General features: G+C 73.7%; 25 protein-coding genes. 10 read left to right on the forward strand and 15 right to left on the reverse strand.

The features are described from left to right. Window positions 1–11 precede the first annotated feature (11 nt). Window positions 12–353, reverse strand: coding sequence for a hypothetical protein (locus HUT16_RS07370; RefSeq protein WP_254897678.1), 342 nt, complete (start codon window positions 351–353; stop codon window positions 12–14). Window positions 354–487: 134 nt separating this feature from the next. Here HUT16_RS07370 and HUT16_RS07375 point away from each other — a divergent pair, with 134 nt between their 5' ends. From HUT16_RS07375 to HUT16_RS07390, 4 genes are all read left to right on the forward strand, one after another. Then, window positions 488–1,021 carry an NUDIX hydrolase gene (locus HUT16_RS07375; RefSeq protein ID WP_176186620.1) on the forward strand — a complete coding sequence of 178 codons (534 nt, stop codon included), beginning with the start codon at window positions 488–490 and terminating at the stop codon, window positions 1,019–1,021. A 29-nt stretch (window positions 1,022–1,050) separates the two neighbouring features. Beyond that, on the forward strand, window positions 1,051–1,842 hold the full coding sequence (locus tag HUT16_RS07380; protein WP_176186621.1) for a TetR/AcrR family transcriptional regulator: 792 nt from the start codon (window positions 1,051–1,053) through the stop codon (window positions 1,840–1,842). Between the two features lie 189 nt (window positions 1,843–2,031). Then, window positions 2,032–4,356 carry a hypothetical protein gene (locus HUT16_RS39155; protein ID WP_176186623.1) on the forward strand — a complete coding sequence of 775 codons (2,325 nt, stop codon included), beginning with the start codon at window positions 2,032–2,034 and terminating at the stop codon, window positions 4,354–4,356. A gap of 87 nt (window positions 4,357–4,443) precedes the next feature. Then, window positions 4,444–4,872 (forward strand): DUF4259 domain-containing protein, encoded by a 429-nt coding sequence (locus tag HUT16_RS07390; protein WP_176186625.1) that lies wholly within the window; start codon window positions 4,444–4,446, stop codon window positions 4,870–4,872. Window positions 4,873–4,918: 46 nt separating this feature from the next. On the opposite strand, the gene HUT16_RS07395 is transcribed toward HUT16_RS07390, so the two are convergent. Continuing rightward, window positions 4,919–5,233 carry a hypothetical protein gene (locus HUT16_RS07395; RefSeq protein WP_176186627.1) on the reverse strand — a complete coding sequence of 105 codons (315 nt, stop codon included), beginning with the start codon at window positions 5,231–5,233 and terminating at the stop codon, window positions 4,919–4,921. A gap of 362 nt (window positions 5,234–5,595) precedes the next feature. Here HUT16_RS07395 and HUT16_RS07400 point away from each other — a divergent pair, with 362 nt between their 5' ends. Continuing rightward, window positions 5,596–7,860: a glycoside hydrolase family 18 chitinase gene (locus tag HUT16_RS07400; protein ID WP_176186629.1), complete on the forward strand. Its 2,265-nt coding sequence runs from the start codon at window positions 5,596–5,598 to the stop codon at window positions 7,858–7,860. A gap of 9 nt (window positions 7,861–7,869) precedes the next feature. Here HUT16_RS07400 and HUT16_RS07405 read toward each other — a convergent pair whose 3' ends face one another. The 8 genes from HUT16_RS07405 to HUT16_RS07440 all read right to left on the reverse strand — a co-directional run bounded on the left by HUT16_RS07405 (window position 7,870) and on the right by HUT16_RS07440 (window position 16,047). Further along, window positions 7,870–8,577, reverse strand: a complete 708-nt coding sequence (locus tag HUT16_RS07405; protein WP_254897682.1) for a spermidine synthase — start codon at window positions 8,575–8,577, stop codon at window positions 7,870–7,872. Window positions 8,578–8,650: 73 nt separating this feature from the next. Next, window positions 8,651–9,508, reverse strand: coding sequence for an amino acid ABC transporter permease (locus tag HUT16_RS07410; protein ID WP_176186631.1), 858 nt, complete (start codon window positions 9,506–9,508; stop codon window positions 8,651–8,653). Then, window positions 9,505–10,149: an amino acid ABC transporter permease gene (locus tag HUT16_RS07415; protein ID WP_176186633.1), complete on the reverse strand. Its 645-nt coding sequence runs from the start codon at window positions 10,147–10,149 to the stop codon at window positions 9,505–9,507. Before HUT16_RS07415 ends, HUT16_RS07410 begins: the two co-directional genes overlap by 4 nt. Before the next feature lie 15 nt (window positions 10,150–10,164). Beyond that, window positions 10,165–11,088, reverse strand: a complete 924-nt coding sequence (locus tag HUT16_RS07420) for a glutamate ABC transporter substrate-binding protein (protein WP_254897683.1) — start codon at window positions 11,086–11,088, stop codon at window positions 10,165–10,167. Window positions 11,089–11,098: 10 nt separating this feature from the next. Beyond that, a complete protein-coding gene (locus HUT16_RS07425) occupies window positions 11,099–11,827 on the reverse strand; it encodes an amino acid ABC transporter ATP-binding protein (protein ID WP_176192539.1) in 729 nt (242 codons plus the stop codon). Between the two features lie 56 nt (window positions 11,828–11,883). After that, the gene (locus HUT16_RS07430) at window positions 11,884–12,132 is read right to left on the reverse strand and encodes a lipopolysaccharide assembly protein LapA domain-containing protein (protein ID WP_176186635.1); all 249 of its coding nucleotides are present in this window, start codon (window positions 12,130–12,132) and stop codon (window positions 11,884–11,886) included. A 116-nt stretch (window positions 12,133–12,248) separates the two neighbouring features. Beyond that, window positions 12,249–14,018: an ABC transporter ATP-binding protein gene (locus HUT16_RS07435; RefSeq protein WP_176186637.1), complete on the reverse strand. Its 1,770-nt coding sequence runs from the start codon at window positions 14,016–14,018 to the stop codon at window positions 12,249–12,251. Between the two features lie 88 nt (window positions 14,019–14,106). Further along, the gene (locus HUT16_RS07440) at window positions 14,107–16,047 is read right to left on the reverse strand and encodes an ABC transporter ATP-binding protein (RefSeq protein WP_176186639.1); all 1,941 of its coding nucleotides are present in this window, start codon (window positions 16,045–16,047) and stop codon (window positions 14,107–14,109) included. Between the two features lie 335 nt (window positions 16,048–16,382). Here HUT16_RS07440 and HUT16_RS07445 point away from each other — a divergent pair, with 335 nt between their 5' ends. Beyond that, window positions 16,383–17,258 carry an aldo/keto reductase gene (locus HUT16_RS07445; RefSeq protein WP_176186641.1) on the forward strand — a complete coding sequence of 292 codons (876 nt, stop codon included), beginning with the start codon at window positions 16,383–16,385 and terminating at the stop codon, window positions 17,256–17,258. Window positions 17,259–17,441: 183 nt separating this feature from the next. Here the strand turns inward: HUT16_RS07445 and HUT16_RS38005 are convergent, their stop codons facing one another. Next, entirely contained in the window at window positions 17,442–18,242 is an 801-nt protein-coding gene (locus tag HUT16_RS38005; RefSeq protein ID WP_254897684.1) for a MarR family winged helix-turn-helix transcriptional regulator, read from the reverse strand. Window positions 18,243–18,749: 507 nt separating this feature from the next. On the opposite strand from HUT16_RS38005, the gene fabG reads away from it, so the two are divergent. The 3 genes from fabG (at window position 18,750) to HUT16_RS07470 (ending at window position 21,090) form a co-directional block, all read left to right on the forward strand. Beyond that, window positions 18,750–19,535 carry a 3-oxoacyl-ACP reductase FabG gene (gene fabG, locus HUT16_RS07460; RefSeq protein ID WP_176186643.1) on the forward strand — a complete coding sequence of 262 codons (786 nt, stop codon included), beginning with the start codon at window positions 18,750–18,752 and terminating at the stop codon, window positions 19,533–19,535. 157 nt (window positions 19,536–19,692) lie between these two features. Continuing rightward, window positions 19,693–19,884 (forward strand): hypothetical protein, encoded by a 192-nt coding sequence (locus HUT16_RS07465; protein WP_176186645.1) that lies wholly within the window; start codon window positions 19,693–19,695, stop codon window positions 19,882–19,884. Window positions 19,885–20,322: 438 nt separating this feature from the next. Next, a complete protein-coding gene (locus HUT16_RS07470) occupies window positions 20,323–21,090 on the forward strand; it encodes a phosphatase PAP2 family protein (RefSeq protein ID WP_368662674.1) in 768 nt (255 codons plus the stop codon). Here the strand turns inward: HUT16_RS07470 and HUT16_RS07475 are convergent. Then, window positions 21,041–21,226: a hypothetical protein gene (locus HUT16_RS07475; protein ID WP_176186649.1), complete on the reverse strand. Its 186-nt coding sequence runs from the start codon at window positions 21,224–21,226 to the stop codon at window positions 21,041–21,043. The genes HUT16_RS07470 and HUT16_RS07475 overlap by 50 nt on opposite strands. A 77-nt stretch (window positions 21,227–21,303) precedes the next feature. Here HUT16_RS07475 and HUT16_RS07480 point away from each other — a divergent pair, with 77 nt between their 5' ends. Continuing rightward, entirely contained in the window at window positions 21,304–21,579 is a 276-nt protein-coding gene (locus HUT16_RS07480; protein WP_176186651.1) for a DUF6343 family protein, read from the forward strand. Window positions 21,580–21,589: 10 nt separating this feature from the next. On the opposite strand, the gene HUT16_RS07485 is transcribed toward HUT16_RS07480, so the two are convergent. From HUT16_RS07485 to hpnH, 3 genes are all read right to left on the reverse strand, one after another. After that, the gene (locus HUT16_RS07485) at window positions 21,590–22,981 is read right to left on the reverse strand and encodes an aspartate aminotransferase family protein (RefSeq protein WP_176186653.1); all 1,392 of its coding nucleotides are present in this window, start codon (window positions 22,979–22,981) and stop codon (window positions 21,590–21,592) included. A gap of 22 nt (window positions 22,982–23,003) precedes the next feature. Beyond that, window positions 23,004–24,929, reverse strand: coding sequence for a 1-deoxy-D-xylulose-5-phosphate synthase (gene dxs / locus HUT16_RS07490; RefSeq protein WP_176186655.1), 1,926 nt, complete (start codon window positions 24,927–24,929; stop codon window positions 23,004–23,006). A gap of 125 nt (window positions 24,930–25,054) precedes the next feature. Beyond that, entirely contained in the window at window positions 25,055–26,080 is a 1,026-nt protein-coding gene (gene hpnH / locus HUT16_RS07495; RefSeq protein ID WP_176186657.1) for an adenosyl-hopene transferase HpnH, read from the reverse strand.

Raw genomic sequence — 26,080 nt, forward strand, 5'->3', positions numbered from 1 at the left:
ACTGCGGGGCGTCACTCCACCGTCCACCCGATGTGGCCGATGCCGGAGGAGTAGATGGCGCAGTGGCCGGAGGACTCCTGGGTCTGGCCCGGCCGGGCGGTCACCGAGTTGCCCGTGACGTCCGGCGCCCAGCCGCAGACGATGTCGGCGTGGAAGGTGATCGGGCCGCCGGTGTTGTTGGTGCAGTCGACGCCCCCGTACAGCGGGTCGTTGTTGTGGATCCAGGTGGTGCAGTCCAGGCCCGAGCGGACGGACCTGGCGGCGGGGGCGGGCGCGGCGGCGGCGGGCAGTGCGGTGGCGAGCGCGGCCAGCGCGGCCGCGGCCACGGACAGGACGACGGTGCGGTTCTTCAACTCTGCTCCTCGGGAGGGCTCCTGACGGTCCGGCCTGGTCATTCCCGGGCCGATCCCTGCGTATACCAACTCTTTCGGGTGACAGCGCCCCGGCAGCGCCCCGACGCCGCGCCGCCCGGCCGCCGCCCGCCACAATGGCCGACATGGAGAACCCCGCAACCAACCTCGACGAGATCCTCGACGTGGTCGACGAGCAGGACCGGGTGCTGCGCACCGCGCCCCGCTCCGAGGTCTACCGCGACGGCCTGATCCACCGCTGCGTCTTCGTCCTGGTCCGCGACCCGCAGGGCCGGATCTTCACCCACCGCCGCACCGACACCAAGGCGTTCGCCCCCGGCGCGCACGACTGCTTCGTCGGCGGCGTGGTCGGCGCCGGCGAGGGCTACCCCGAGGCCGCCGTCCGGGAGGCCGAGGAGGAGCTGGGCGTCAGCGGCATCCGCACCCGCCCGCTGTTCCGCTTCCTGTACACCGACGGCGACCGCCACAGCTGGTGGTCCGACGTCCACGAGGCCGACTGGGACGGCCCGGTGCAGCCGCAGGAGTCGGAGGTCGCCTGGTACGACTGGCTCACCGAGGAGCAGCTCGCCGAACGCCTCGACACCTGGGAGTTCGTCCCCGACGGCCGCGAGGCCTACCGCCGCTACCTGGCCCGGCGCAGCACCGGCTGATCGACGCCGGAGGCCCTAGGGTGGGCCGCATGGCTTCCCGTACGCCGTCCGCGGCCCCCCGCGCGGAGGAACAGCACTCCGCCACCCGTGCGCCCCGGCGGCGGCTGAGCGTCGACGAGCGCCGCGAACAGCTGATCGCGGTGGCGCTCCAGCTGTTCTCGGACCGCGCGCCCGAGGACGTCTCGATCGACGACATCGCCGCCGCCGCGGGCGCCTCCCGCCCGCTGGTGTACCACTACTTCCCCGGCAAGCAGGCCCTGTACGAGGAGGCGCTGCGCCGGGCCGGGCGAGAGCTGGCCGGGCGCTTCGAGGAACCCGGCGAGGGGGCGCTGTCCGAACGCCTGTACCGCGTCATGGGCCGCTACCTCGACTTCGTGCAGTCCCACGCGGCGGGCTTCACCGCGCTGCTGCGCGGCGGCTCGGTCGTCGCCGGCCCCGACGCGGGCGCCGTCATCGACCAGGTCCGGCTGGCCGCGCAGGAGCAGATCCTGCGGCACCTCGGCGTCCCCGACCCCGGCCCCACCCTGCGCCGCACCGTCCGGGCCTGGATCGCCAACGCCGAGATCAGCTCGCTGGACTGGCTCGCCGACAAGCCCGTCCCGGTCGAGACGCTACAGCTCCACCTGGTCCAGGAACTCGTCGCCGCCCTCACCGTCGCCGCCGCCCGCGAGCCCGAACTCGCCTCCCTCCTCGGCGAGTTCTTCGCCGCCGAACGCCCCGACGGCCCCACCGCCCGACTCGTCCGCGACCTCGCCACCGCCCTCGCCTCCCCCACCCTGGCCGACTCCCTCCTCAGACTCGCCACCCCGCCTACCCCCTGACCCCCGCCCCACCAACCACCGCCACCCGCACCCCGCCCCTGACCCACCCACCTCGCCGATCCGTCCTCACCCGACCCACCGCGCCCCACCCGCACCCGCACACCCCCACCCGACCCGCCGACCACCGCCACCCGGGTCTGATACAAAGTGGCTGAACTGTCCACACCCGAGAACGAGGGGGCTCGGCGAATGACGCAGGACGGCTTCGCCGCCGCAGACCGGATCACGGCCACGCTGGACGCGGCGTGCGCCGCACTTCTCGGCAGCCGCGCCACCCACTACCAGGCCGAGGCGCTCACCGCCTTCCGCGGCTCCGAACACCCCGCCGCCAAGGCGCTGTTCGGCCTGCGGATCAGCCAGATCGGCCCCGGCCTGCTCGCCGTGCCGAAGCTCGGCACCGTCGTCGAGGTGTCCAACCTCCGGCGCCCGAACGCCGCCGCCGGCCGCGAGGCCGTTCCGGTGCTGGCGCAGCGTTACGGCGCGTCCGCGCTCGGCCTGGCCGACCTGCCGTCAGCCACCGCGCTGCGCCTGTCCGTCGAGCCGACCGGGCTGGAGGGCGAGGACGTGGCCGGGTTCACCCCGGCCCTCGCCGCGCTCGCCGAGCCGCGGGCGATCGTCGCGCCCGAGGAGCTGTCGACCGGCTCCGGCGTGGAGGCGCGCCTGGTGGTGCCGCCCGCGTTCCACACCCTGACCGTCCGCGGCTCGGGCAACGCGCTGTCCGCGCACCTGGCGGAGACCGCCGAGGAGGTGTTCTCGGGCGGTTCCCCGGCCGAGCGCAACGACTTCGCGGTGGTGGCCGCGCTGCTCGCCGAGCAGTTCGCCGCGGCGGACATCGCCTACGCGGGCGTCGGCGCGCTGGTGGTGAACGGGCGCCGCACGCGGATGACGCTGGTGGTCTCGACCGTCCAGTGCTCGCAGCCGATCCAGGAGCTGGCGGTGGAGCTGTCCACCGAGCGCCCGTACGCCGAGGTGTGGACGGTGCTGCTGCCGGCCGGCCCGGCGGCGCTGCTGGTGGAGACCCGGACCGTCCCGGCGCTGAAGGAGCTGCGGGACGAGAACCCGACCGGCCGCGTGGTGAGCACCGTGGCCGAGGCCTTCGTGCCGATGCCGGACGGAGCCACCGTGCTGACCGTCCAGCTGGCCACCTCGGACGCCGAGAGCTGGGACGTCTACACCGAGGTGTTCGCGGACCTGCTGCGCACCGTCCAACTCGCCTGGGACGGCGTCGCGGTGGCCCCGGCGCCGGTGCCGGTGGGCCGGACCCTCCCGGCGCAGTCCGTGCCGGTGCCCGCGCAGGCCCCGGCGGCGACCGCCCCCGCGCCCGCCGCGCCGCCGACCGCTCCTCCGGCCGCCCCGCCGGTGCAGGTGCCGGTCGCGGCGTCCGAACCGCCGGAGAGCCCGTCGGGGACGGCGGTGCGGGTGCCGCCCTCCGACTTCAACCCCTTCGCCACCCCGGCCCCCGGCGACCTGCCCGCGCAGGCGACCGCCTCCCCGGTGCTGGCCTCCACGGACTCCTTCGCCGCGCCCGCGCCCGCCCCGCAGCCCGCGCCCGCCTTCGTCCCGGAGCCGGAGCCCACCCCGGAGCCCGCACCCGTCCTCGCGTCCGCGCCCGTTCACGAGCCCGCCCCGCAGCCCGTCGCGGCGGCCCCGCAGGTCGAGGACGAGGAGCCGAAGGGCCGGCTGGTCAAGGTCCCGCCGCCGGACTTCAACCCATTCGCCCAGACCAGCGCCCCCGCGGCCCCGGTGCAGGCGCAGGCCGCGCCCGCCGCCGACCCGTTCGCCGGCAGCGACCCGTTCGGTGCGCGGGACCCGTTCGGTGGCCCGGCCCCCGCCGCCGCCCCGGCCCCGGAACCGGCCGCCGAGCCCGAGCAGGCCGACCCGACCAAGGGCCGCCTGGTGAAGGTCCCGCCGCCGGACTTCAACCCCTTCGCACCCCCGGCCCCCAGCGCCACCACCGCGCCCGCCGAGGAGACCGAAGAGGCCGACCCCACCAAGGGCCGCCTGGTCAAGGTCCCGCCGCCGGACTTCAACCCCTTCGCCCAGACCAGTACCCCCACCCTCGCTGCCGTCCCGGCCGCTCCGGCCCCGGCACCCGCCCCGGTCGCCGCGCCCCGCCCGGCCGCCGCCGACCCGTTCGGAACGACGCTCTCCTCCGAACCGGTCGACCCGTTCGGCACCGTGACCGGCCCGTCCGCGAGCGCCCCGGCCCCGGCGATCCCGCCGCGTCCGAGCGCCCCGCCGGTCGTCCCGGCCGCCGAGCCGGAGGAGGCCGACCCGACCAAGGGCCGGCTGGTGAAGGTCCCGCCGCCGGACTTCAACCCCTTCGCACCCCCGGCCCCCAGCGCCGCCACCACCGCGCCCGCCGAGGAGACCGAAGAGGCCGACCCCACCAAGGGCCGCCTGGTCAAGGTCCCCCCGCCGGACTTCAACCCCTTCGCCCAGACCAGCACCCCCACCGCCCCGGCGCAGCCCCAGGCTCCGCCGCCGCCGCCCGCCGCCAGCCCCTTCGGCTGACCGGGCCGTCCGAGCGCCCTGTCGACACCTCCTGTCGGCGCCTCCTGCGAAGGTCACCGCACCACCCACCGCAGGAGGGCCGACACCGTGGGCACCTGGGCCACCGGCCCCTTCGACAACGACGTCGCCGCCGACTTCGCGGACGGCCTGGACGAGGCCACCCCGGAGCGGCGCGCCGCCCTGGTCCGCACCGCGCCGACCCGCGCCCTGCGCGCCCCGGACGGCCTGGACCACTCCGTCGGCCTGCCCACCGTCGCCGCCGCCGCGCTGGTGGCCGCGCAGTGCCCGGGCGGCGAGCCGGTCACCAGCGGCTACGGTCCCCAGCAGCCGCTGCCGTCGCTCGTCGAACTGCGTCCGCTCGCGGCCAGAGTGGTCGCCCGGGCCCTCGGCCCCGACTCCGACCTGGTCGAGGGCTGGTGCACGTACGCCGCCCACCTGGCGGGGCGGGTCGGAGCGGCTGCACGCCGTCCTGCGCGAGCCCGCGCCCCCGTTCCCGGCCAGGACACCCTGTTCTGACCCTGTTGTTCTGACGCTGCCCGGAACGACCCGCCGGAACGACCCGTCAGGCCACCTGCGCCCGGCGGTCGTCGACCTCCTCCGCGAGGACGGCCATCCGGTAGAGCGCGACGAAGTACCCGGTGGCGTAGGTGTCGGCGGCGACGGCCGGCAGCAGTTCGGCGAGCAGGGCCCGGCGCCGGCGCAGGTGTTCGCGGTGGCGGGCGTCGAGCGGGCCGTCGAGGGTGGCGACGGTGCAGCCGGCGAGCGTGGTGGCCAGGGACTCGCCTTGGGGTTCCCGGTCGTACCAGTCCGGGGGGAACCGCAGGGCGCCGAACTCCTCCAGGAGCTGGGCCAGCAGTTCGATCTGATGTTCGAGCATGCCAATGATCATGCCGCACCGCCGGGCGGATGGGAACGCATGTCGCACACATCACCCCCACCTCTCCCCCGCGATCCGGCACCCGTCGAACGGGCCGCCGGTGCGGCGAATTCCCTCCTCATCGCGGAAACCCGCGCGCGGTCCAGACCTATTGCCATTCCATTACCTGCTCCCTACCCTCCAATGACACAGGACCTCCAGGGCTCCCCGACGGCCAAGGAGTCCGCTGCCCGCGCGCCCACCGGCCCGCCGGGCCGCGGCCTGCGATCCGCACCTGCACACGCACAACTCCTCCCCCACAGGCAGTGGAGCCCGCCGCGCGCCTCGCCCCGCGGCGCCGCTCCCGGACACAGGAGCCCCACATGCGCAGACGTCGGTACCGCCTCCCCCTCCTCACCGTCGGCAGCCTGCTCGCCCCGCTGCTGGCCGTCTCCCTCCCGGCCCAGAGCGCGCACGCGGCCGAGCCCACCGCGGTCTTCCACAAGGACCAGGACTGGGGCTCGGGTTACGGCGGCGGCTACACCATCACCAACGCCGGCAGTGCTGCGATCAACGGCTGGACGCTGGAGTTCGACCTCCCGGCGAACAACACCCTCGGCTCGCTGTGGAACGCCACGTACACCGCCGCGGCCTCCCACGTCACCGTGAAGAACCCGAGCTGGCAGCCGCAGATCGCACCCGGCGCCTCGTACGACTTCGGTTTCAACGTGGCCTACTCGGGCCCGTTCGCGGAGCTGAAGAACTGCAAGCTGAACGGCCGGCCGTGCGACGGCGGCGGCGCCGACACCCAGGCGCCGTCGGTGCCGACGAACGTGGTCGCGACGCAGTCCGGCGCGGGCCGGGCGACGGTGTCCTGGACGGCCTCCACCGACAACGTGCGGGTCGCCGGGTACGACGTGTACGAGGGCGCCGCCAAGGTGTCCACGGTGACGGGCGACGGCACGGCGGTGACGCTCACCGGCCTGGCGGACGGCCGGCACGCGTTCACCGTGGTCGCGTTCGACACCTCGGCCAACCGCTCGGCGGCCTCCGCCCCGGCGACGGTGACCATCACCCCGCCGCCGCCGGACACCGAGGCCCCGACCGCCCCGGGCACCCCGGTGGGCACCTCGGCGGGCGCCGGCACGATCGGCCTGGCCTGGGGCGCGGCGACCGACAACGTCGGGGTGACGGCGTACGACGTGTACAACGGCGGGGCCCCGGCCCTGACGGTCGCCGCCCCCGCCACCTCGGCGACGGTCTCCGGCCTGTCCCCGGACACCCCGTACACCTTCACCGTGAAGGCCAGGGACGCGGCGGGCAACACCTCCCCGGCCTCCAACCCGGTGACCCTGCGCACCGGCAAGGTCAACCCGCGGACCGGCCTGACCATCGGCTACTTCACCCAGTGGTCGGTGTACGCGCGCGGCTACAGCGTGAAGAAGCTGGACACCTCGGGCAGCGCCGCGAAGCTGGACTACCTGAACTACGCGTTCGCCAACATCCACCCCTCCACCAAGCAGTGCTTCCTCACCAACAAGGCGGCGGGCAATGACTCCGACCCGAACGCGGGCGACGGCGCGGGCGACGCCTGGGCCGACTTCGGGCGCGGCTGGGACGCGGGCACCTCGGTGGCGGGGACGACCGACACCTGGGACCAGAAGCTCGCGGGCAACTTCAACCAGCTCAAGCAGCTGAAGGCCAAGTACCCGAACCTCAAGGTGCAGATCTCGCTGGGCGGTTGGTCCTACAGCAAGTGGTTCTCCGACGCGGCGGCCACCGACGCCTCCCGCAAGGCGCTGGTCTCCTCCTGCATCGACCTGTACATCAAGGGCAACCTGCCGGTGATCGACGGCCGCGGCGGCGCCGGTTCGGCGGCGGGCATCTTCGACGGCATCGACCTGGACTGGGAGTGGCCGAACTCGGAGGGCCACCTCGGCAACGTGATCCGCCCGGCCGACAAGGCCAACTACACCCTGCTGGCCCAGGAGTTCCGCCGCCAGCTGGACGCCCTCGGCGCCACCACCGGCAAGCACTACACGCTGAGCGCCTTCCTGCCCGCCGACCCGGCGAAGATCTCCGCGGGCATCGACATCCCGGGCCTGTTCGGGGCGTTCGACTTCGCCACCGTCCAGGGCTACGACTACCACGGCGCCTGGGAGACGACCACCAACCAGCAGTCCGCGCTGAAGGTCGCCGCGGGCGACCCGTCCACCCCGGACCGGCGGTTCAGCTCGGAGATCGCCGTCAACGCGTACGTCGACGGCGGCGCCCCGAAGTCCAAGCTGACCCTGGGCGTGCCGTTCTACGGCCGCGGCTGGACGGGCGTCCCGCGCGGCACCACCAACGGGCTGTTCCAGACCGCGACCGGCCCCGCGCCGGGCAGCTACGAGAACGGCTTCGAGGACTACCACAAGCTCAAGGAGAAGCTGGCGGGCGGCGGTTACACCCTCTACCGGGACGCGGTGGCCGGCCACGCGTACCTCTACAACGGCACCGTGCTCTACACCTACGACGACCCCACCGAGATCACCCGGAAGGCCAACTGGATCAAGGACCAGGGCCTCGCCGGGGCGATGATCTGGTCCTTCGACGGGGACACCGCCAACGGCGAGTTGATGACGGCGCTCGCCAACGGCCTGAAGTGACGCCGTAGTTCAGGCGCGGCGTGCCAGGTGGACGACGTCCGGCACGCCGCGCTCGACCGGGATCTCCTCGGTGCGGACGTCGGTGAACCCGGCCGCCCGCAGCGCCCGTTCGAAGGCGGCGGACGGCTGGGCGCTCCACACCGCCAGCACGCCGCCGGGGTTGAGCCGGGCGGCGGCGTGCGCCAGCCCGGCCGGCCCGTACAGCCGGTCGTTCTCGGCGCCGACCGTCCAGTCCGGCCCGTTGTCGATGTCGAGGCAGAGCGCGTCGTAGCGCTCGCCCGCCCCCGCCAGGTACGCCACCAGGTCGGTGTGCAGCACCTCCACCCGGGGGTCGTCCAGCGCCCCGGCGGAGAACGCGCCGAGCGGGCCGGTGCGGTGCCAGTCGATGATCGCCGCCTCCCGCTCGGCCACCGCGATCCGCGACCAGCGCGGTTCGGCGGCGGCGTGCGCCAGCGAGAAGCCGACGCCCAGGCCGCCGATCAGCACGCTGGGGCGCTCCACCGCCGCGAGCGCGTCCGACGCGGCCCGCACCAGCAGCCGTTCGGAGCGGCCGTCGACGGTGTCCATCAGGAAGCAGCCGTTCACGATGACCTCGCAGTGCGCCCCGCGCCGCCGCAGCACCACCTCGCCGCTCGCGCTCTCCCGCCGGTCGAGCACCTCGGCCTCGCCCAGGCCCCGGCGGCTGGGCAGCACGGCCCCTGCTGACTCCACGGACATGCGGCAACTCCTCGGAGGGTCGGTACCGATCGTGGTCCCACTGACCCTAACCGACCCGGCCGGTCACCGTCCGCTACCCCTGCGGATCGGGCGTCAGCCCGGCCGGGGCGACCGGCGCGCCGCCCTTCACCTTCGGGCTGCGCCGCCCGCGCCGCTCCAGCCACTTGGCGAACCAGGACAGCAGCAGACACATGCCGATGTAGACCGGGGCGATCACCATCACCACCGGGATGAACGGCAGGTCGTAGTCGAGGTTGGTGGCGATCAGCTTCCCGGCGTGCAGGAACTCCTCGTAGGTGATCAGGAAGCCGAGCGAGGTGTCCTTCAGCGCCACCACCAGCTGGCTGACGATGGTCGGCAGCATCGCCCGGTTCGCCTGCGGCACCAGCACGTACGCCATCACCTGGGTCTTGCGCAGCCCCAGCGCGTACGCCGCCTCCCGCTGCCCCTTGGGCACCGCGAGCACCCCGGCCCGGAACACCTCGGCCAGCACCGAGCCGTTGTACAGCGTCAGCCCGGCGACCAGCGCCCACATCGGCGGCGCCTTGAGCGCCACGAAGATGAAGAAGATCATCACCAGCAGCGGCATCGCCCGGAAGAACTCCACCACCACGGTCGACGCCCAGCGCACCACCCGGTGGTCGGAGAGCCGCCCGGCGGCGAACAGCGCGCCGAAGGGGAGGGCGAACAGCGCCGTCCAGCCGAAGGCCTTCAGGGTGTTGCCCAGCCCGCGCAGCAGCAGCTCCTGGACGCCCTTGTACTCGAAGGGCATCCACTTCTGGTACGTGAACTGCTGGGTGTGGAACAGCATGTAGACCACCCAGCCGACCACCGCGGCGATCGCCAGCAGCGCCAGCCACCCGTACAGCCGGTGCCGGGCCAGCGCCTTCGGGCCGGGGACGTCGTACAGCGCGGAGGACTCCACCGTCATCGGGACACCGCCACCCGTCGTTCCAGCAGGTTGAACAGGGCGCTGATCGCCAGCGTCAGGACCAGGTAGCCGACCGCGATCCAGACGAAGGTCCAGACGATGCTGTAGCCCAGCTCGTTGATGGTCCGGTAGGTGCCGAGCAGTTCGACCACGCTGAACGACCCGGCGATCGCGGTGTTCTTCGCCAGTGCGATCATCACGCTGCCCAGCGGGGCGACCACCGAGCGGTACGCCTGCGGCAGGACCACCAGGCCCAGCGTCTGGGTGAACGTCAGGCCCAGGCTGCGGGCCGCCTCGCCCTGCCCGACCGGCACCGTGTTCACCCCGGAGCGCAGCGTCTCGCAGACGAACGCCGAGGTGTAGCAGCCCAGCGCGAGCACCGCGAAGGTGAAGAACGGCAGCGTGATGTCGAACCGGGGCAGCCCGAGCACCACGATGAAGAACAGCAGCGTCAGCGGCGTGTTGCGCAGCACCGTCACCCACCCGGTGCCGAACGCCCGCAGCGGCTTGACCGGCGAGACCCGGAACCCCGCGACCACCACCCCGAGTGCCAGCGCCAGCGCCGCGCTCACCAGGGTCAGCCACAGCGTGCCGAGGAACCCGTGCCAGTACGTGGACCAGTTGTCGGTCAGGACGTGCACCTGTCCTCCTCCCTCCTACCGGTACCGGTCGATGGCCGGCGGTTCGGGCGCGGGCACTCCGGACAGACCGAGCGTCGCGTCGTACGCCCGCTTCCAGTCGCCGTTCTGCTCGTGCCGCTGCAACGCGTCGTCCAGCGCCAGCCGCAGCACCGTGTCGTTCTTCGGCACGCCGATGCCGTACGGCTCGGTGGAGAACGGCTGCCCGGCCATCTTCAGCTCGTCCGGCACCTTCGCCGCGTAGCCCTGCAGGATCGCGTTGTCGGTGGTCACCGCGTCGACCTGACCGGTGATCAGGTTGTCCACGCAGGCCGAGTAGGTGTCGTAGCCGATCAGCTTCGCCTGCGGGTAGTCCTTCTGGATCCGCTGGTACGGGGTCGACCCGGCCGCCGAGCAGACCTTCCGCCCGGTCAGGTCCTGCGGGCCGTCGATCTTCGTCTCGTTCTTGCGGACCAGCAGGGCCTGCCCGGCGATGAAGTACGGGCCCGCGAAGCCGACCAGCTTCTTGCGGTTGTCGTTGATGGTGTAGGTGCCCACGTAGTAGTCGACCTGCCCGTTCTGCAGCGCCGTCTCGCGGTTGGCGGAGGCGATGGTGCGGAACTCGATCTGCTCGGGGGCGAAGCCCAGGTCGGCGCCGACCATCTTGGCGATCTCGATGTCGAAGCCGGAGTACTCGCCGGTGGCCGGGTTCTTCTCCCCCAGGTACGGCTGGTCCTCCTTGGCGCCGACCACCAGGTGGCCGCGGGCGCGGGCCGCGTCCAGGGTCGGCGAGCCGGTGACGGTGTCGCCGCTGCGCACCTGGTAGCTCGGCAGCGCGCCGGCCTGCGGGCCCTTCGGCGGCGGGGTGCCCTCCTTCCCGCAGCCCGCCAGCACGGCGAGCGCGGTCAGCACGGCGAGCAGGACGGGCAGGACGGGCCCGGGCGGTGCGGTGTGTTTCCTCAAGCCCGCCGCCTCAGTGCTTCAGGATCTTGGAGAGGAAGTCCCGGGCCCGTTCGCTGCGCGGGTCGGCGAAGAACTCCTCGGGGACGCGGTCCTCGACGATCCGCCCGTCCGCCATGAACACCACGCGGTTGGCGGCCGAGCGGGCGAAGCCCATCTCGTGGGTGACCACCACCATGGTCATGCCCTCGGCGGCCAGCGCGCGCATGACCTCCAGCACCTCGTTGATCATCTCGGGGTCGAGCGCCGAGGTCGGCTCGTCGAACAGCAGCGCCTTCGGGTCCATCGCCAGCGCCCGGGCGATCGCCACCCGCTGCTGCTGGCCGCCGGACAGCTGCGCCGGGTACTTGGCCTCGTGCGCCGCCAGCCCGACCCGCTCCAGCAGCTGCCGGCCCTTGGCCTCCGCCTCGGCCTTCCCCCGCTTGCGGACCTTGAGCTGGGCCAGCGTGACGTTCTGCAGCACCGTCTTGTGCGCGAACAGGTTGAAGGACTGGAACACCATCCCCACCTCGGCGCGCAGCCGGGCCAGCCCCTTGCCCTCGGCGGGCAGCGGCCGGCCCTCGATCAGGATGGTGCCGCTCTCCACCGTCTCCAGCCGGTTGATCGCCCGGCACAGCGTGGACTTCCCCGACCCGGACGGGCCGATCACCACCACGACCTCGCCCCGACCCACCGTCAGGTCGATGTCCTGCAGCACGTGCAGGTCCCCGAAGTGCTTGTTCACCCCGCGCAGTTCGATCAGCGGCTCCCCGACCGGGCCGCCCGCGGCGGCCGCCCCGGTCCCCTCCCCCTCGGCCGTCACCTGTCGCGCCGCCCCTTCAGCAGCCAGCCCAGCGCCGCCCCGGCCAGCAGCGTCGCCAACAGCGCGATCCACAGCGGGCAGGTGACGGTGAACACCCAGAACTGGATCCTCACCTTCTCCAGGTTGGCGAACAGGAACCAGATCGCCAGCACCACGATGACGCCGATGCCGATGTACCGGGTCGGGATGCCCGCGATCTCACTGCGCCGGGCGCCCGTCGGAGAACCACCTGATGTCTTGGTCACCCCCGCAGTCTGCGCCCGCCCACCACCCGCCGACCGCCTCGCCACCCCGCCGCCGCGGGCCATTCACCCGTCCGCGTCACCCCCGGCCGATCGTCACACCGGCGGCCCGGCACCCGCTACCGCTCGTCCCGCCAGGACCGCCAGAGCGCCGAGTACGGCCCGCCGGAGGCCACCAGCTCCGGGTGCGACCCGTACTCGGTGATCCGGCCCTGCTCGACCACCGCGATCACGTCGGCGTCGTGCGCGGTGTGCAGCCGGTGGGCGATCGCCACCACCGTGCGCCCGGCCAGCACCCGGGACAGCGAACGCTCCAGGTGCCGGGCGGCCCGCGGGTCGAGCAGCGAGGTGGCCTCGTCCAGCACCAGGGTGTGCGGGTCGGCCAGCACCAGCCGGGCCAGCGCCAGCTGCTGGGCCTGGGCGGGCGTCAGCGCGGTGCCGCCGGAGCCGACCTCGGTGTCCAGGCCGTCCGGCAGCGCGTCCGCCCAGCCCTCGGCGTCGACCGCGGCGAGCGCGGCGCGCAGCTCGGTGTCGTCGGCGTCCGCCCGGGCCAGGTGCAGGTTGTCCCGCAGGGTGCCGACGAAGACGTGGTGCTCCTGGTTGACCAGCGCGACCTCGGTGCGCACCCGCTCGGCCGGCATCCGCGACAGCTGCGCCCCGCCGAGCGTGACCCGGCCCCGGCCCGGCGCGTAGATGCCCGCCAGCAGCCGGCCGAGCGTCGACTTGCCCGCCCCCGACGGCCCGACCAGGGCGACCCGGCTGCCCGGTTCGACGTCCAGCGTGATGTCGCGCAGCACGTCCGCCCCCTCGCGGTAGCCGAAGCTGACCTGCCGGGCCTCGACCCGGCGCCCGTCCGGGCGCAGCGCCGCGTCGGTCTCCGGTTCGACGACCTCGCGGACGCCGACCAGCCGGGCCAGCGAGGCCTGCCCGATCTGGAGTTCGTCGTACCAGCGCAGCAGCCGGGAGACCGGGTGCACCAGGGCCTGGGTGTACAGCACGCCGGTGGTCAGCCGGCCCGGGCTGACCCAGCCGTGCAGGGCGAACAGGCCGCCCAGCACCAGGGTGCCGAGCACGGCCAGCGCGTAGGTGCCGTCCACGGTGGGGAACCAGACGCTGCGCAGCCACAGGGTGTACCGCTCCCAGGAGATCCACTCGCGGATCTTCCGGTCCGCCAGCTCCACCCGGTGCTCGCCCAGCCGCAGCGACTCGACCGTCCGCCCGGCGTCGACCGTCTCGGCGAGCACGGTGTTGACCGCCGCGTACCCGGCCGACTCGCTGCGGTAGGACTGCGGGGCCCGCCGGAAGTACCACCTGGAGGTGAGGAACAGCAGCGGCAGGCCGAGCACGGCGGTGGCGGCCAGCAGCGGGGACGTCACCACCAGGGCGCCGAGCACCAGCACCACCGAGACCACGGCGACCACCAGTTCGGGCACCGCGTCGCGCACCGAGCGGGCCAGCCGGTCGATGTCCGTGGTGCCCCGGGAGACCAGGTCCCCGGTGCCGGCCCGCTCCAGCACGCCCAGCGGCAGCGCCACCGCGCGGACCAGGAAGTCCTCCCGCAGGTCGGCCAGCACCTCCTCGCCGAGCACGCTGCCGCGCAGCAGCGACAGCCCGGTGAACACCGACTGCACCACCAGCGCGGCCAGGTACCACCCGATCGCGGCGGCCACCCGCCCGCCGCCGTCCGTCGCCAGCGACTCCACCAGCGAGCCGAGCACGGCCGGCCCGACCAGCCCCGCCACCGTCGCCGTCCCGTGCAGGGCCACCACCCCCGCCAGCCCGCCGCGGTGGCGCCGCAGCAGCATCCGCCCGTACGCCCGCACGGCCGTGGCGGAGCCGACCGGCAGCGTGGTGGCCGGCTCCTGCTCGTGGATCTTCGGGGGCTTCACTGCGCACTCCTTCGGTTTCGGTGGACGTACGGACGCCCGGTCGTGCGGGGGCACGGCTGCCCGGTCGTCCGGGGGCACAACTGCCCGGTCACTGCGCGCCTCCCGTCGGCCCGGAGCCCGCCGGGGCCTCCGCCGGCTCCGGGAGGACCGCGCCCGGAACGACCGTGCCCGGGAGGACCGCGCCCGGGAGGACCGCGCCCGGGACGGCCGCGCCCGGGACCGCCGCGCCCCGGCCGCCCGGGGTGTCCGGCGCGGTCTCCTCCCGGGTGACGACGGCGCGGTAGCGCGGTTCGCCGGCCATCAGCTCGCGGTGGGTGCCCGCGGCGGCGACCCGGCCCTGCCGGAGCAGCAGGACGGTGTCCGCCCGGTCGAGCAGCAGCGGGCTGGTGGCGAAGACCACCGTGGTGCGCCCGGAGCGCACCTCGCGCAGGCCCGCGGCGATCCGCGACTCGGTGTGGGCGTCGACCGCGCTGGTCGGTTCGTCCAGCACCAGCACCGGCGGGTCGGCCACCAGCGAGCGGGCCAGGGCGAGGCGCTGGCGCTGGCCGCCGGAGAGCGAGCGGCCGCGTTCGGTGATCCGGGCCGCCATCGGGTCTCCCGCGCACTCGGGCGAGCCGTCGACGAGCGCCTCCAGCGCGTCCTGCGCGCGGGCCGCGGCCAGTGCCTCGGCGGGTTCGACCCGGCCGGAGCGGGGGACGTCGAGCAGTTCGGCGAGCGTGCCGGAGAGCAGCACCGGCTCCTTGTCGTGGACCAGCACCGCGGCCCGGGCGACGGCCGGCGGCACCCCGTCCAGTTCGACGCCGCCGAGCCGGACGGAGGGCCGGGCGGCCTGCCCCTCGGCGAGCACGGGCCGGCCCCCGAGCCGGGCCGCCAGCTCGCCCGCCGCGTCCGGGTCCCCGCAGACCACGGCGGTCAGCCGCCCGGCCCGGGCGGTCAGGCCGCTGACCGGGTCGTGCAGGTCCGACCGGGCGGCCCGGCGCAGCAGTTCGGCCCCGGCCCCGGCGTCCGGCGGGGTGTCGTCGGGCGCCTCGCCGTCCCTGGCCAGCGAGAGCACCTTCACCGCCCGCCCGGCGGAGACCCGGGCGACGCTCCAGGCGTGCGCGGCCTCGCCGATGACCCGCAGCGGGGCGGCGAGGAAGGCGGTGGCGCCGTAGACGGCGATCAGTTTGCCCACGCCGATCGAGCCGTCGAGGGCGAGCCGGACGCCGTACCAGGTGACCCCGATGACGAACAGGCCGGGCAGCAGCACCTCCTGGGCCTGCATCAGCGCCCAGGTGCGGGCGGTGCGGACGGCGGCGGCGCGGACCCGCTGGGAGGCGGCCCGGTACCGGCGCAGGAACAGCTCCTCGCCGCCGATGCCGCGCAGCACCCGCAGCCCGGCCACCGTGTCGGCGGCCAGCTCGGAGGCCTTGCCGCCGAGCGCCCGCTGCTCGGTGTAGCGCCGTTCGAACGGCCCGAGCAGCGGCCACACCGCGGCGGCCAGCACGGGCACCCCGAGCAGCACGGCCAGGCCGAGGCCGGGCTGGCGCCACAGCACCACGGCGCTGACGCCGAGCCAGGCCAGCACCGCGCCGTACAGCCGGGCGGTGAGCTCGACGTACCAGCCGATCTTCTCGACGTCGCCGCTGGAGACGGCGACGATCTCGCCGGTGGCGATCCGCCGGCTCAGCCCGCCGCCGAGCGCGGAGGCCTGACGGGCCACCAGTTGGCGGATCTGGGAGGCGGCCTGGATCCAGTTCCACACCACCTGGCGGTGCACCAGCACCGTCATCGCGGTCTGCAGGGCGGACAGCAGCAGGGCGAGCAGGCCGGCCGCCAGCAGGCCCCGGGTGTCGTGGTCGACGACGGCCTGGACGCCGCGGCCGACCGCGACGGGCAGCGCGGCCATCGAGCCGAGCTCCAGCGTGCTCCACAGCGTGGCGAGCAGTCGGCCCCGGCGCTGGGCGCGGCCGAGCCAGCGCAGGAAGCCGCGCGGCGAGCTGAGGTCGGGGCTGCCGGGATCGGGCAGCGGCAGGGGGACGAGCGGCATGGTCGCTCCGTTGCGGGGTGGGACGGGGCAGGGCGGGACGGAGGGGACGGGCCCGTCCGGCGGAGTGCGGGCGGGGTCGTCCGGCCGGGCCCGGTGGGGCGCGGCGCGTCGGAGGGGTGCGGCGGATCGGGTGGTCGGCTCGTCACATGCGGTGAGCCTGACCGCCGCGGTGTGACGCACGCAACGGGTTTTCCGGCGGATCGGCCCGATCCGGCCGCCGTCCCCATCCGCTTTCATCCGTTCCGGGGAACTCCCGAACGGCGGGAATAAGCCAGTGCCGACGGCCGTTGCCAGCGCTCCGGAAGCAGAAGCACAACCGAAGGGCGCCCCTTCCCGTGACCAGCACCCCCGCAGTACCCCCGATCCCCTCGATCACGCTGAACAACGGCGTGCGGATCCCGCAGCTCGGCTTCGGCGTCTGGCAGGTGCCGGACGCGGAGGCCGTCCCCGCGGTGCGCACCGCGCTGGAGGCCGGCTACCGCTCGGTCGACACCGCCGAGATCTACGAGAACGAGGCAGGCACCGGCCGGGCGATCGCCGAGTCCGGCGTCGCCCGCGACGAGCTGTTCGTGACCACCAAGCTGTGGAACTCGGGCACCGTCGACTGGTCCGGCGAGCAGGGCCGCGACCGGGTGCTGCGCGCCTTCGACGCCTCGCTCGGCCGCCTCGGCCTGGACGTGCTGGACCTGTACCTGATCCACTGGCCGCGCCCGATGCACGGCGACGCCTTCCTGAACGTGTGGCGCGCCTTCGAGCAGCTGCACGCCGAGGGCCGGGTCCGGGCGATCGGCGTCTCCAACTTCCGCGTGCCGGACTTGGAGCTGCTGCTGAAGGAGGCCGAGGTGAAGCCGGCCCTCAACCAGGTCGAGCTGCACCCGTACTTCCCGCAGACCGAGCTGCGCGAGCTGCACGCCGAGCACGGCATCGCCACCGAGGCCTGGAGCCCGCTGGGCCAGGGCAAGGACCTGCTGGCCGAGCCCGCCCTGCTGGCGGTCGCCGCCAAGCACGGCCGCACCGCGGCCCAGGTGGTGCTGCGCTGGCACCTGCAGTCCGGCGTGATCGCCATCCCGAAGTCGGTCACCCCCGCCCGGATCCGGGAGAACCTGGACGTCACCGGCTTCGAGCTGGACGCCGAGGACCTGGCGGCCGTGGCCGGCATCGCCACCGGCCGGCGGATCGGCCCGGACCCGGCCGACTTCGACTGGAACTGACGCTCCGTCACCACACGCAGTATCCCGGTGCGCTGACGCCGCGTCAGCGGGCCGGGGCGGCGGACGACGGAAGGGGCCGGCACCCGCTCGGGTGCCGGCCCCTTCCGTGCGCCCCGGGCGGTGCCGCGTGACCGGCCGGGGCGGATCGCCACCCGAACGGTCGGGCAGCGCTTTGCAGAATCGTTACAGCCGGGCCGCTTTCGCGAGCAGCGTCAGCGCGTGCACGTGCTCGTGCGGCTCCAGCGGGGCGAGCAGCGCCTCCTGGACCTCGCGGACCCCGGCGGTGGAGCGGTGCAGCAGCTCCTGGCCGGTCGGGGAGAGCGAGAGCAGGTTGCGGCGCCCGTCCGAGGGGTCGCGGCGGCGCAGCACCAGGCCGCGCCGGACCAGCCGGCTGACCATCTCGGCCATCGTCGCCTTGTCCAGCGAGGCGAGCTCGCCGACCGTGCGCTGGTCGGCGCCCGGCTCGGTCTCCAGCGCGTCCAGCACCGCGTACTGAGGAGCCGTCAGCTCGGTGCCGACCTTCTCCGACCAGAGCTTGGTGTGCACCTGCTGGGCGACCCGGATCAGGTAGCCGATGGCCCGCTGGGCGTCCAGCGTCGGCCGGGCGTCCGCCACCACGGCGACGGCCCCCGGTTCCAGCCGGGCTATCCGGGCCATCACCCGGACGATCTCCAGCTGCTCGTCCGGGCTCAGCGGCTCGAACAGGGTCCGCTGGACCCGGACCACGCCGCCGGTCGCCTCGCGGACGGCCTGCGCGCCGTTCTGCGAGAGCGCCAGCAGCTTGCGCCGGCCGTCGGCCGGGTCCCTGCGGCGGAGCACCAGGCCCCGCCGGACCAGCCGGGCGACCATCTCGGCCATCGTCGCCTTGTCGAGCGAGGCCCGTTCGCCGACCGTGCGCTGATCGGCTCCGGGCTCCAGTGCCAGTACCAGCAGCACCGCGAACTGCGGAGCCGTCAGCTCGGTACCGACGTATTCGGACCACAAGCGGGTGTGCACCTGCTGGGCCACGCGAATGAGGTGTCCGGGCGACTGCTGCAGTCGGCCGGGCACGCGGGTTGTCGGGATCTCCCCCAGCACCATGAAATCCGTCCCGGTGTCACGCCCGGGTGTGTGTGGGACACCCGAGCGGGGCAGTAACGGCGAGTGAGCATCCCGCTGTGAGAGAGGACGCGCCGGCCGTGCAGCCGGTGGCTGCTGGCGCACACTATACAAACGGTCGGCCTGGACCGGCAGGTAGGGGCGCAGAGTAGTCGCAGGTTCGGCGAAGTTGGCATATTTCCCCCGTATGTCGGGACCACGCCCAACCTGGTTCACCCGCTCGGCCGCTTTTCGCCCTCACCCTCTGTCACCTGCGGCGCTGCCCCTGGCCGGAAATCCTACTCATCGGTAAGGTTGCCGCGCTGCGCGCTGCGCAACTCATTTATTTCTCATCAACGGGTCGCCGGCCCGCGCCGGTCCCGTCGTCCGACTTCGAGAGAGACGAGTACGAAGATGACCGAGCAGAGCACGTCCGTGACCGCCGGCACTCCGGCGCGGGTGGCCGTGGTGACGGGTGCGGCCCGCGGGATCGGCGCGGCCACCGCGCTCCGGCTGGCCGCGGACGGTTACGCCGTCGCCGTGGTCGACCTGGAGGAGTCCACCGCCAAGGGCACCGCCGAGGCGATCGAGGCCGCGGGCGGCCGCGCGCTGGCCGTCGGCGCAGACGTCTCGGACGCCGAGCAGGTGCAGGCCGCGGTGGACCGGATCGCCGCCGAGCTCGGCGCGCCGGTGGTGCTGGTGAACAACGCCGGCGTGCTGCGCGACAACCTGCTGTTCAAGATGTCCGAGTCGGACTGGGACACCGTGATGAACGTGCACCTCAGGGGCGCCTTCCTGATGACCCGCGCGGTGCAGAAGCACATGGTGGCGGCCGGCTTCGGACGGGTCGTCAACCTGTCCTCCTCCTCCGCCCAGGGCAACCGGGGCCAGGCCAACTACTCGGCCGCCAAGGCCGGCCTGCAGGGCTTCACCAAGACCCTGGCCATCGAGCTCGGCAAGTTCGGCGTCACCGCCAACGCGGTCGCCCCCGGCTTCATCGCCACCGACATGACCGCGGCCACCGCGGCCCGGGTCGGCATGGAGTTCGAGGCCTTCAAGCAGGCCGCCGCCTCCGCCATCCCGGTCCAGCGGGTCGGCACGCCGGAGGACATCGCGCACACCATCTCCTTCCTGGCCTCCGAGGGCGCGGGCTTCGTCTCCGGCCAGGTGATCTACGTCGCGGGCGGCCCGCTCGACTGACCGGCGGCGCGCTCGACCGGCGGCGCGCTCGTGGTGCGCCGCCCCGGGGCCGGGTCCAGACTCGATGGCAGACCTCCCGCCGCCGGCCCGGCGGCGGGCGCGCCCCGCCGCGGGGGCCGGCCCGGGCCCCGCGGCGCTCCACCCACGGAGGATCTTGATGACCGATTCCACGGACAGCGAGTCCATGCCGACGCCGGACAACCTGCTGCACACCGGGGCGGAGAACCCCGTCGACCCCGAGGACCTGGTGATGGCCTCGGGCCGCACCCCGACCCCGGAGCTGGTCGAGAAGGCCAAGAAGGACCTGGAGGAGCACGGCGCGGCGGCCGTCGAGCGACTGCTGCCCTGAGCCCGGCGACGCCCGTTCGAAGCGGCGGCCGATTTCCCCGGAGCGACCCGGAAGTGACCTGGGTCACGGGAAATCGGCCGCTGATTCGTTCCCGCACTACCCCCGGGCCAATTGGAGAAACCGCCCGAATGCGGCCCCCGAGGACGCCCGGGAGCGTGATTTCCCCCACTTCCCGCCCCCTTTCCCGCTCCTTCGCGCCCGTCCTGAACTGCCGCTATGGAGAAAACGGGTACGACACGTCACCGGCGGGTGACAGATGCCCCGAATAGCCCGGGCACCCCGGGGCCGCCCGGTAATGTCGAGGCCGTGCCAGCCAAGCCCGAATCACCCGAGCAGCAGATATCGACCGCACCGCGCACGGTTTCGGTCCGTTCCGGTCACGGAGCTTCAAACGGAACGACGGAATCCGTTCTTCCGCCGATCAGCCGACGGCACGCCGTGCTCTTCGGCCTGGTCGGGCTGCTCTACCTGGTGGTGGTGCTGGCCATCCTGTGCGACTCCCCGCTGGTCGACCTGGACTGGTCGCTCCAGCAGCTGCGGCCGTACAAGCAGTGGCCCGAGGCACTGCCGTACCTGGACATCTGGGTGGTCGCGGGGCAGCGCGGCCCGACCGCGATCGCGGCCTGCCTGTGGCTGGGCTGGCGCTGCTACCGCTCCCACTCGGCGCGGCCGCTGCTGATGATGGGCTCGGCGCTGCTGCTGCTGAACGTCACGGTCGGCGGGGTGAAGATCCTGACCGGCCGGCTCGGCCCGCACTACGCGCACTACGTGGGCTCGCCCGAGCTGTTCTCCGGCGGCAGCATCTTCCCCTCCGGGCACACCGCGAACGCCGTGGTCACCTGGGGCGTGCTGGCCTACCTGGCGACCCGCTGGCGGCGGACCGGCGCGGCGCTGGCGGCGCTCACCGCGGCCTCGATCGGGCTGACCACCGTCTACCTGGGCACCCACTGGATCTCGGACGTGTTCGCGGGCTGGGCGGCGGGCGCGCTGGTGCTGCTCGCGCTGCCGCTGGCCGAGCCGGCCGTCGCCGCGCTGGACCGGCGGGTGCTGGCGGCCTGGCACCGGGAGGGCCGCTTCGCCCGCCCGGCCCCGCGGCCCGGCCCCGCCCGTCGTGGCCGGCCCCCGGCGTCCCGGCCCGCCCGCTGCCGGTCCGCCCTCAGCCCGTCCAGGCGCGCTCCACGGTGCCGTCCCGCACCGTCAGGTTGAGCCGGTCCGAGCGGTACTCCATGGTCAGCAGCGCGTCCGGGGCCACCACCCGCACGGTGCGCCAGCCCCGCTCGGCGGCCAGCGCCCGGGCCGGCTCCTCGCGCAGCCCCGGGTAGTCCTCCAGCCGGTCGTCCATCCGGTCCTCCACCTCGTACCGCCTCCCCCGTTCCCGAACAGTCCTAGGCTGGAAGGGTACGAGGGAGGCGGTTGCGTATGCGGCGGGCCAGAACGCCGAAGGTGTGGCTGAGCGGAACGGAACCGGCCACCGCGCGCAGTGACCTGAAGCTGCGGTTCCTGCTGTCGGTGCTGTTCCTGCCGTTCTTCGCGCTGTGCACGGCGGGCTTCGCGGTGTGGGCCGCGCTGGCCCCGGCGCACGGCGCGCCGAGCAGCGGGACGCTGACCGTGTTCGCGGTGGGCTGCGGGGTGCTGACCGCGGTCGCGGCGGCGGACCTGTGGGTGGTGGTCCGCCGCCGCCGCACCGAGCTCTGAGCGCCGCGGGTCAGCGCGAGCCGACCGCCTGCTTGACCAGGGTGCGGCCGAAGTCCCACATCAGGCCGCTGCCGCGGTGGGCGTCGTCCATCACCTCGGTGAAGGCGTCGACGAAGCGGTCGACCTCCTTCTCGGTGACGATCAGCGGCGGGATCAGCTTGATCACCTCCAGGTGGTCGCCGGAGACCTGGGTGAGGATCCGGTGCCGCTGCAACAGCGGCACGACCACCATCTGCGCGAACAGGCCCTTGCGGGCCGCCTGGAGCGCCGTCCAGCCGGTGCGCAGCTTGAGCGACTTGGGACGGCCGAACTCGATGCCGATCATCAGCCCGCGCCCGCGCACCTCGGCCAGCAGCTCGTACCGCTCGGTCAGCGCCGCCAGCCGGGACCGGAACAGCTCGCCGACCTTCGCGGCGTTCTCCACCACGCCCTCCTGCCGCATCACGTGCAGGGTGGCCAGGCCGGCCGCCATCGCCTGGGCGTTGGAGCCGAAGCTGGCGGAGTGCACCAGCACGCGGTCCATCGAGGAGTACACCTTCTCGAAGATCCACGACTTGCCCAGCGTCGCCCCGATCGGCACGTAGCCGCCGGAGAGCGCCTTGGCGGCGCACACCAGATCGGGGTGGACGCCCTCCTCGGCCTGGTAGGCGAAGAAGGTCCCGGTGCGGCCGACGCCGGTCTGCACCTCGTCGCAGATCAGCAGCGCCTTGTGGGCGTGCAGCAGTTCCTGGGCGGCGGCCAGCCAGCCGGGCGGCGGGGCGAGCACCCCCTTGCCCTGGATCGGCTCGACGATCAGCGCCGCGACGTCGCCCTTCTTCAGCTCCTTGCGCAGCGCGTCCAGGTCGCCGAGCGGGACGGCGGTGTCGGGCAGCAGCGGGTCGAAGCCCTTGCGGAAGCCGCCCTCGCCGTTGACGGAGAGCGAGCCGGCGGTGAGGCCGTGGAAGGCGTGGTCGCAGTACAGGACGCGGCGCCTGCCGGTGGCGTACCGGGCGAACTTGAGCGCCGTCTCGACCGCCTCGGTGCCGCTGTTGCCGAAGAACACCCGGTCGAGCCCGGGGGCCAGGGCGATCAGCTGCTCGGCGAGCAGGCCGGGCAGCGGGGAGCAGTCGAAGCGGGTCAGGTCGGCCGTCTCCAGCTCCATCACCTGCTCGATCGCGGCCCGGACGGCGGGGTGGTGCCGGCCGAGCGCGAAGATGCCGAACCCGGCGAGCATGTCGAGGTACTCGTTGCCCTCGGCGTCGTAGAAGTACGGACCCTTGGCGCGTTCGTAGTACCGGTCGAAACCGATGGTGTGCAGCATCCGGGGCAGCTGCGGGTTGAGGTAGCGGGCGTGCAGCTCGTAGCGCTCGCCGCCCCGGGCGTCGAGCAGGGCGGCGAGGTCGAGCGGTTCGGCCTGGGTCACGCTGGTTCGCTCCAATCGGTGGCTACTTGCGCGGCACCCGGGGCCGGTACTCCTGGGCGCCGCTCCGCGTGCCGGGCAGCAGGCGGCGGGCGTAGGCGGCGGTCTGGGCCGCGACGCCGGTGCCGGTGAGTCCGATCTCCTCGAGGATCTCACCGCGCGAGGCGTGCGCCAGGAACTCCTGCGGGACGCCCAGGTCGCGCAGCGGGGTGTCGACCTCGGCGTCCCGCATCGCCTGGGCGACGGCGGCGCCGACGCCGCCGGCCCGGCCGTTGTCCTCGACCGTGACCACCATCCGGTGCTCGGCGGCCAGCGCGACCAACGCGGGGTCGACCGGCTTGACCCAGCGCGGGTCGACGACGGTGGCGGTGATGCCGTCGGCGGCGAGCAGCGCGGCGGCGTCCAGGCAGGCGGGGGCCATCGCACCGACGGCGACCAGCAGCACGTCGGGGCTGGGGCCGGTGCGGGCCAGCACGTCGACGCCGCCGATCCGCTCGATCGCCGGGACGTCCGGGCCGAGGTCGCCCTTGGGGAAGCGCACCACGGTGGGGGCGTCCTCGACGGCGACGGCCTCCCGGAGCTGTTCGCGCAGCCGGTCGGCGTCGCGCGGGGCGGCCAGCCGCAGCCCGGGGACGACCTGGAGGATCGACATGTCCCACGTGCCGTTGTGCGAGGCCCCGTCGTTGCCGGTGACCCCGGCCCGGTCGAGCACGAAGGTGACGCCGAGCCGGTGCAGCGCCACGTCCATCAGGACCTGGTCGAAGGCCCGGTTCAGGAAGGTCGCGTAGACCGCGACGACCGGGTGCAGCCCGCCGGTGGCCAGCCCGGCGGCGGAGGCCACGGCGTGCTGCTCGGCGATCCCGACGTCGTAGGTGCGCCCGGGGTGGGCGGCGGCGAACGGCCCGAGCCCGACGGGGTGCAGCATCGCGGCGGTGACGGCGACCAGGTCGGGGCGCTCGGCACCGAGGGCGAGCATCTCCTGGCTGAACACGGACGTCCAGGAGGCGCCCGCGGACGGGGAGATCGGCAGGCAGGTGTACGGGTCGATCGGGCCCACCGCGTGGAAGCGGTCGGCCTCGTCCTGCTCGGCGGGCCGGTAGCCGCGGCCCTTGACGGTCAGGCAGTGCACGATGACCGGGCCGCCGAAGTGCCGGGCCTGGCGCAGCGCCTGTTCGACGGCGGCGATGTCGTGGCCGTCGATCGGGCCGAGGTACTTCAGGCCGAGGTCCTCGAACATGCCCTGCGGGGCGAAGGCGTCCTTGAAGCCCTTCTTGGCGCCGTGCAGCGCGTCGAACAGCGGCGGGCCGACCACGGGGGTGCGGTGCAGGGCGTCCTTGCCCCAGGCGAGGAAGCGCTCGTAGCCCCTGGTGGTGCGCAGGGTGGCGAGGTGGTGGGCGAGGCCTCCGATGGTGGGCGAGTAGGAGCGCTCGTTGTCGTTGACGACGATGACCAGCGGGCGGTCCTCGGCCTCGGCGATGTTGTTGAGCGCCTCCCAGGCCATGCCGCCGGTGAGCGCGCCGTCGCCGATCACGGCGACGGTGCAGCGGTCGACGCCGAGCAGCTGGTTGGCCTTGGCGATGCCGTCGGCGTAGCCGAGCGCGGTGGAGGCGTGCGAGTTCTCGATCAGGTCGTGCTCGGACTCGGCGCGCGAGGGGTAGCCGGACAGCCCGTCCTTGGCGCGCAGCCGGCTGAAGTCCTGCCGGCCGGTGAGCAGCTTGTGGACGTAGCTCTGGTGCCCGGTGTCCCACAGGACGCGGTCGTGCGGGGAGTCGAAGACCCGGTGCAGGGCGATGCTGAGTTCGACCACGCCGAGGTTGGGGCCGAGGTGGCCGCCGGTGCGGGTGACGGCGTCGATCAGGAAGTCGCGGATCTCGTCGGCGAGCGGCGGGAGCTGTTCGGGGCGCAGTCGTCTGAGGTCGGCGGGCCCGGTGATCCGGCTCAGCAGTGGCATGGCGTACCCCTCCGGCTGGTTCGGTGTGCGTGGACTGTCGGTGTCCAGCCTGCGGCCCGGCGGTCGCGGTCGCCTGTCGGCGTGGGCCGCCCGTAGGGGGTACGGGCGGCCGCTCTGACGCCGGGTCAGACCGGCTTGGGCGAGGCGAGCGTCTCGCGGGCGGCCCGGATGGACTCCTTGAGCGAGCCCATGGTGGCCAGCACGGCGGTCGGTTCGTACCCGCAGTGGGCCATGCAGTTGTCGCAGCGCGGGTCGCGGCCGCGGCCGTACTTGTCCCAGTCGGTCTTCTCGATCAGTTCGCGGTAGGTGGGGACGTAGCCGTCGGACATCAGGTAGCAGGGGCGCTGCCAGCCGAACAGCGAGTAGTTGGGGATGCCCCAGGCGGTGCACTCGAAGTCGACCTTGCCCTCCAGGAAGTCGAGGAACAGCGGGCTGTGGTTGAGCCGCCAGCGCCGCCGGTTGCCGCCCGCGAAGGCCTTCCGGAACAGCTCGCGGGTCTGCTCGACGCCGAGGAAGTGGTCCTGGTCGGGGGCCTTCTCGTACGCGTAGGCCGGGGAGATCATCATCTCGTCGACCTTGAGGTCGTCGTTGAGGAAGTCCAGCACCTCGACCACGGTCTGCGCGGTGTCGGTGTTGAAGAAGGTCGAGTTGGTGGTGACCCGGAAGCCCCGCCGCTTGGCCTCCTTGATCGCCTCGACGGCCTCCGCGAACGTCCCCTCCTTGGCCACCGAGGCGTCGTGCCGCTCCTCCAGGCCGTCGATGTGGACGGCGAAGGTGAAGTACGGCGAAGGGGTGAACTTGTCGAGCTTCTTGCGCAGCAGCAGGGCGTTGGTGCACAGGAAGACGTACTTGCGGCGCTCCACCAGCTGGCGGACGATCTCGTCGATCTGGGGGTGCATCAGCGGCTCGCCGCCGGCGATGGAGACCATCGGGGCGCCGCACTCCAGGACCGCGCCGACCGCCTGGGCGACCGGCATCCGCTGCTTGAGGACGCCCGCCGGGTGCTGGATCTTCCCGCAGCCCTCGCACTTGAGGTTGCAGGCGAACAGCGGCTCCAGCTCGACGATGAGCGGGAACTTGTCCCGTCGCCTGATCTTCTGCTGCATGAGGTAGGTGGACACGCGGATCGTCTGACGCAACGGCATGGCCAT

It is taken from the genome of Kitasatospora sp. NA04385 (assembly GCF_013364235.1).
Taxonomy (GTDB): domain Bacteria; phylum Actinomycetota; class Actinomycetes; order Streptomycetales; family Streptomycetaceae; genus Kitasatospora.

Bases quoted from the DNA above. Each gene is read 5' to 3' on its own strand.
- HUT16_RS07375 (WP_176186620.1), top strand. From the start codon at position 488: ATGGCCGACATGGAGAACCCCGCAACCAACCTCGACGAGATCCTCGAC.
- HUT16_RS07380 (WP_176186621.1), top strand. From the start codon at position 1,051: ATGGCTTCCCGTACGCCGTCCGCGGCCCCCCGCGCGGAGGAACAGCAC.
- HUT16_RS39155 (WP_176186623.1), top strand. From the start codon at position 2,032: ATGACGCAGGACGGCTTCGCCGCCGCAGACCGGATCACGGCCACGCTG.
- HUT16_RS07395 (WP_176186627.1), bottom strand. From the start codon at position 5,233: ATGCTCGAACATCAGATCGAACTGCTGGCCCAGCTCCTGGAGGAGTTC.
- HUT16_RS07400 (WP_176186629.1), top strand. From the start codon at position 5,596: ATGCGCAGACGTCGGTACCGCCTCCCCCTCCTCACCGTCGGCAGCCTG.
- HUT16_RS07405 (WP_254897682.1), bottom strand. From the start codon at position 8,577: ATGTCCGTGGAGTCAGCAGGGGCCGTGCTGCCCAGCCGCCGGGGCCTG.
- HUT16_RS07410 (WP_176186631.1), bottom strand. From the start codon at position 9,508: ATGACGGTGGAGTCCTCCGCGCTGTACGACGTCCCCGGCCCGAAGGCG.
- HUT16_RS07440 (WP_176186639.1), bottom strand. From the start codon at position 16,047: ATGCCGCTCGTCCCCCTGCCGCTGCCCGATCCCGGCAGCCCCGACCTC.
- fabG (WP_176186643.1), top strand. From the start codon at position 18,750: ATGACCGAGCAGAGCACGTCCGTGACCGCCGGCACTCCGGCGCGGGTG.
- HUT16_RS07465 (WP_176186645.1), top strand. From the start codon at position 19,693: ATGACCGATTCCACGGACAGCGAGTCCATGCCGACGCCGGACAACCTG.
- HUT16_RS07475 (WP_176186649.1), bottom strand. From the start codon at position 21,226: ATGGACGACCGGCTGGAGGACTACCCGGGGCTGCGCGAGGAGCCGGCC.
- HUT16_RS07480 (WP_176186651.1), top strand. From the start codon at position 21,304: ATGCGGCGGGCCAGAACGCCGAAGGTGTGGCTGAGCGGAACGGAACCG.
- dxs (WP_176186655.1), bottom strand. From the start codon at position 24,929: ATGCCACTGCTGAGCCGGATCACCGGGCCCGCCGACCTCAGACGACTG.
- hpnH (WP_176186657.1), bottom strand. From the start codon at position 26,080: ATGGCCATGCCGTTGCGTCAGACGATCCGCGTGTCCACCTACCTCATG.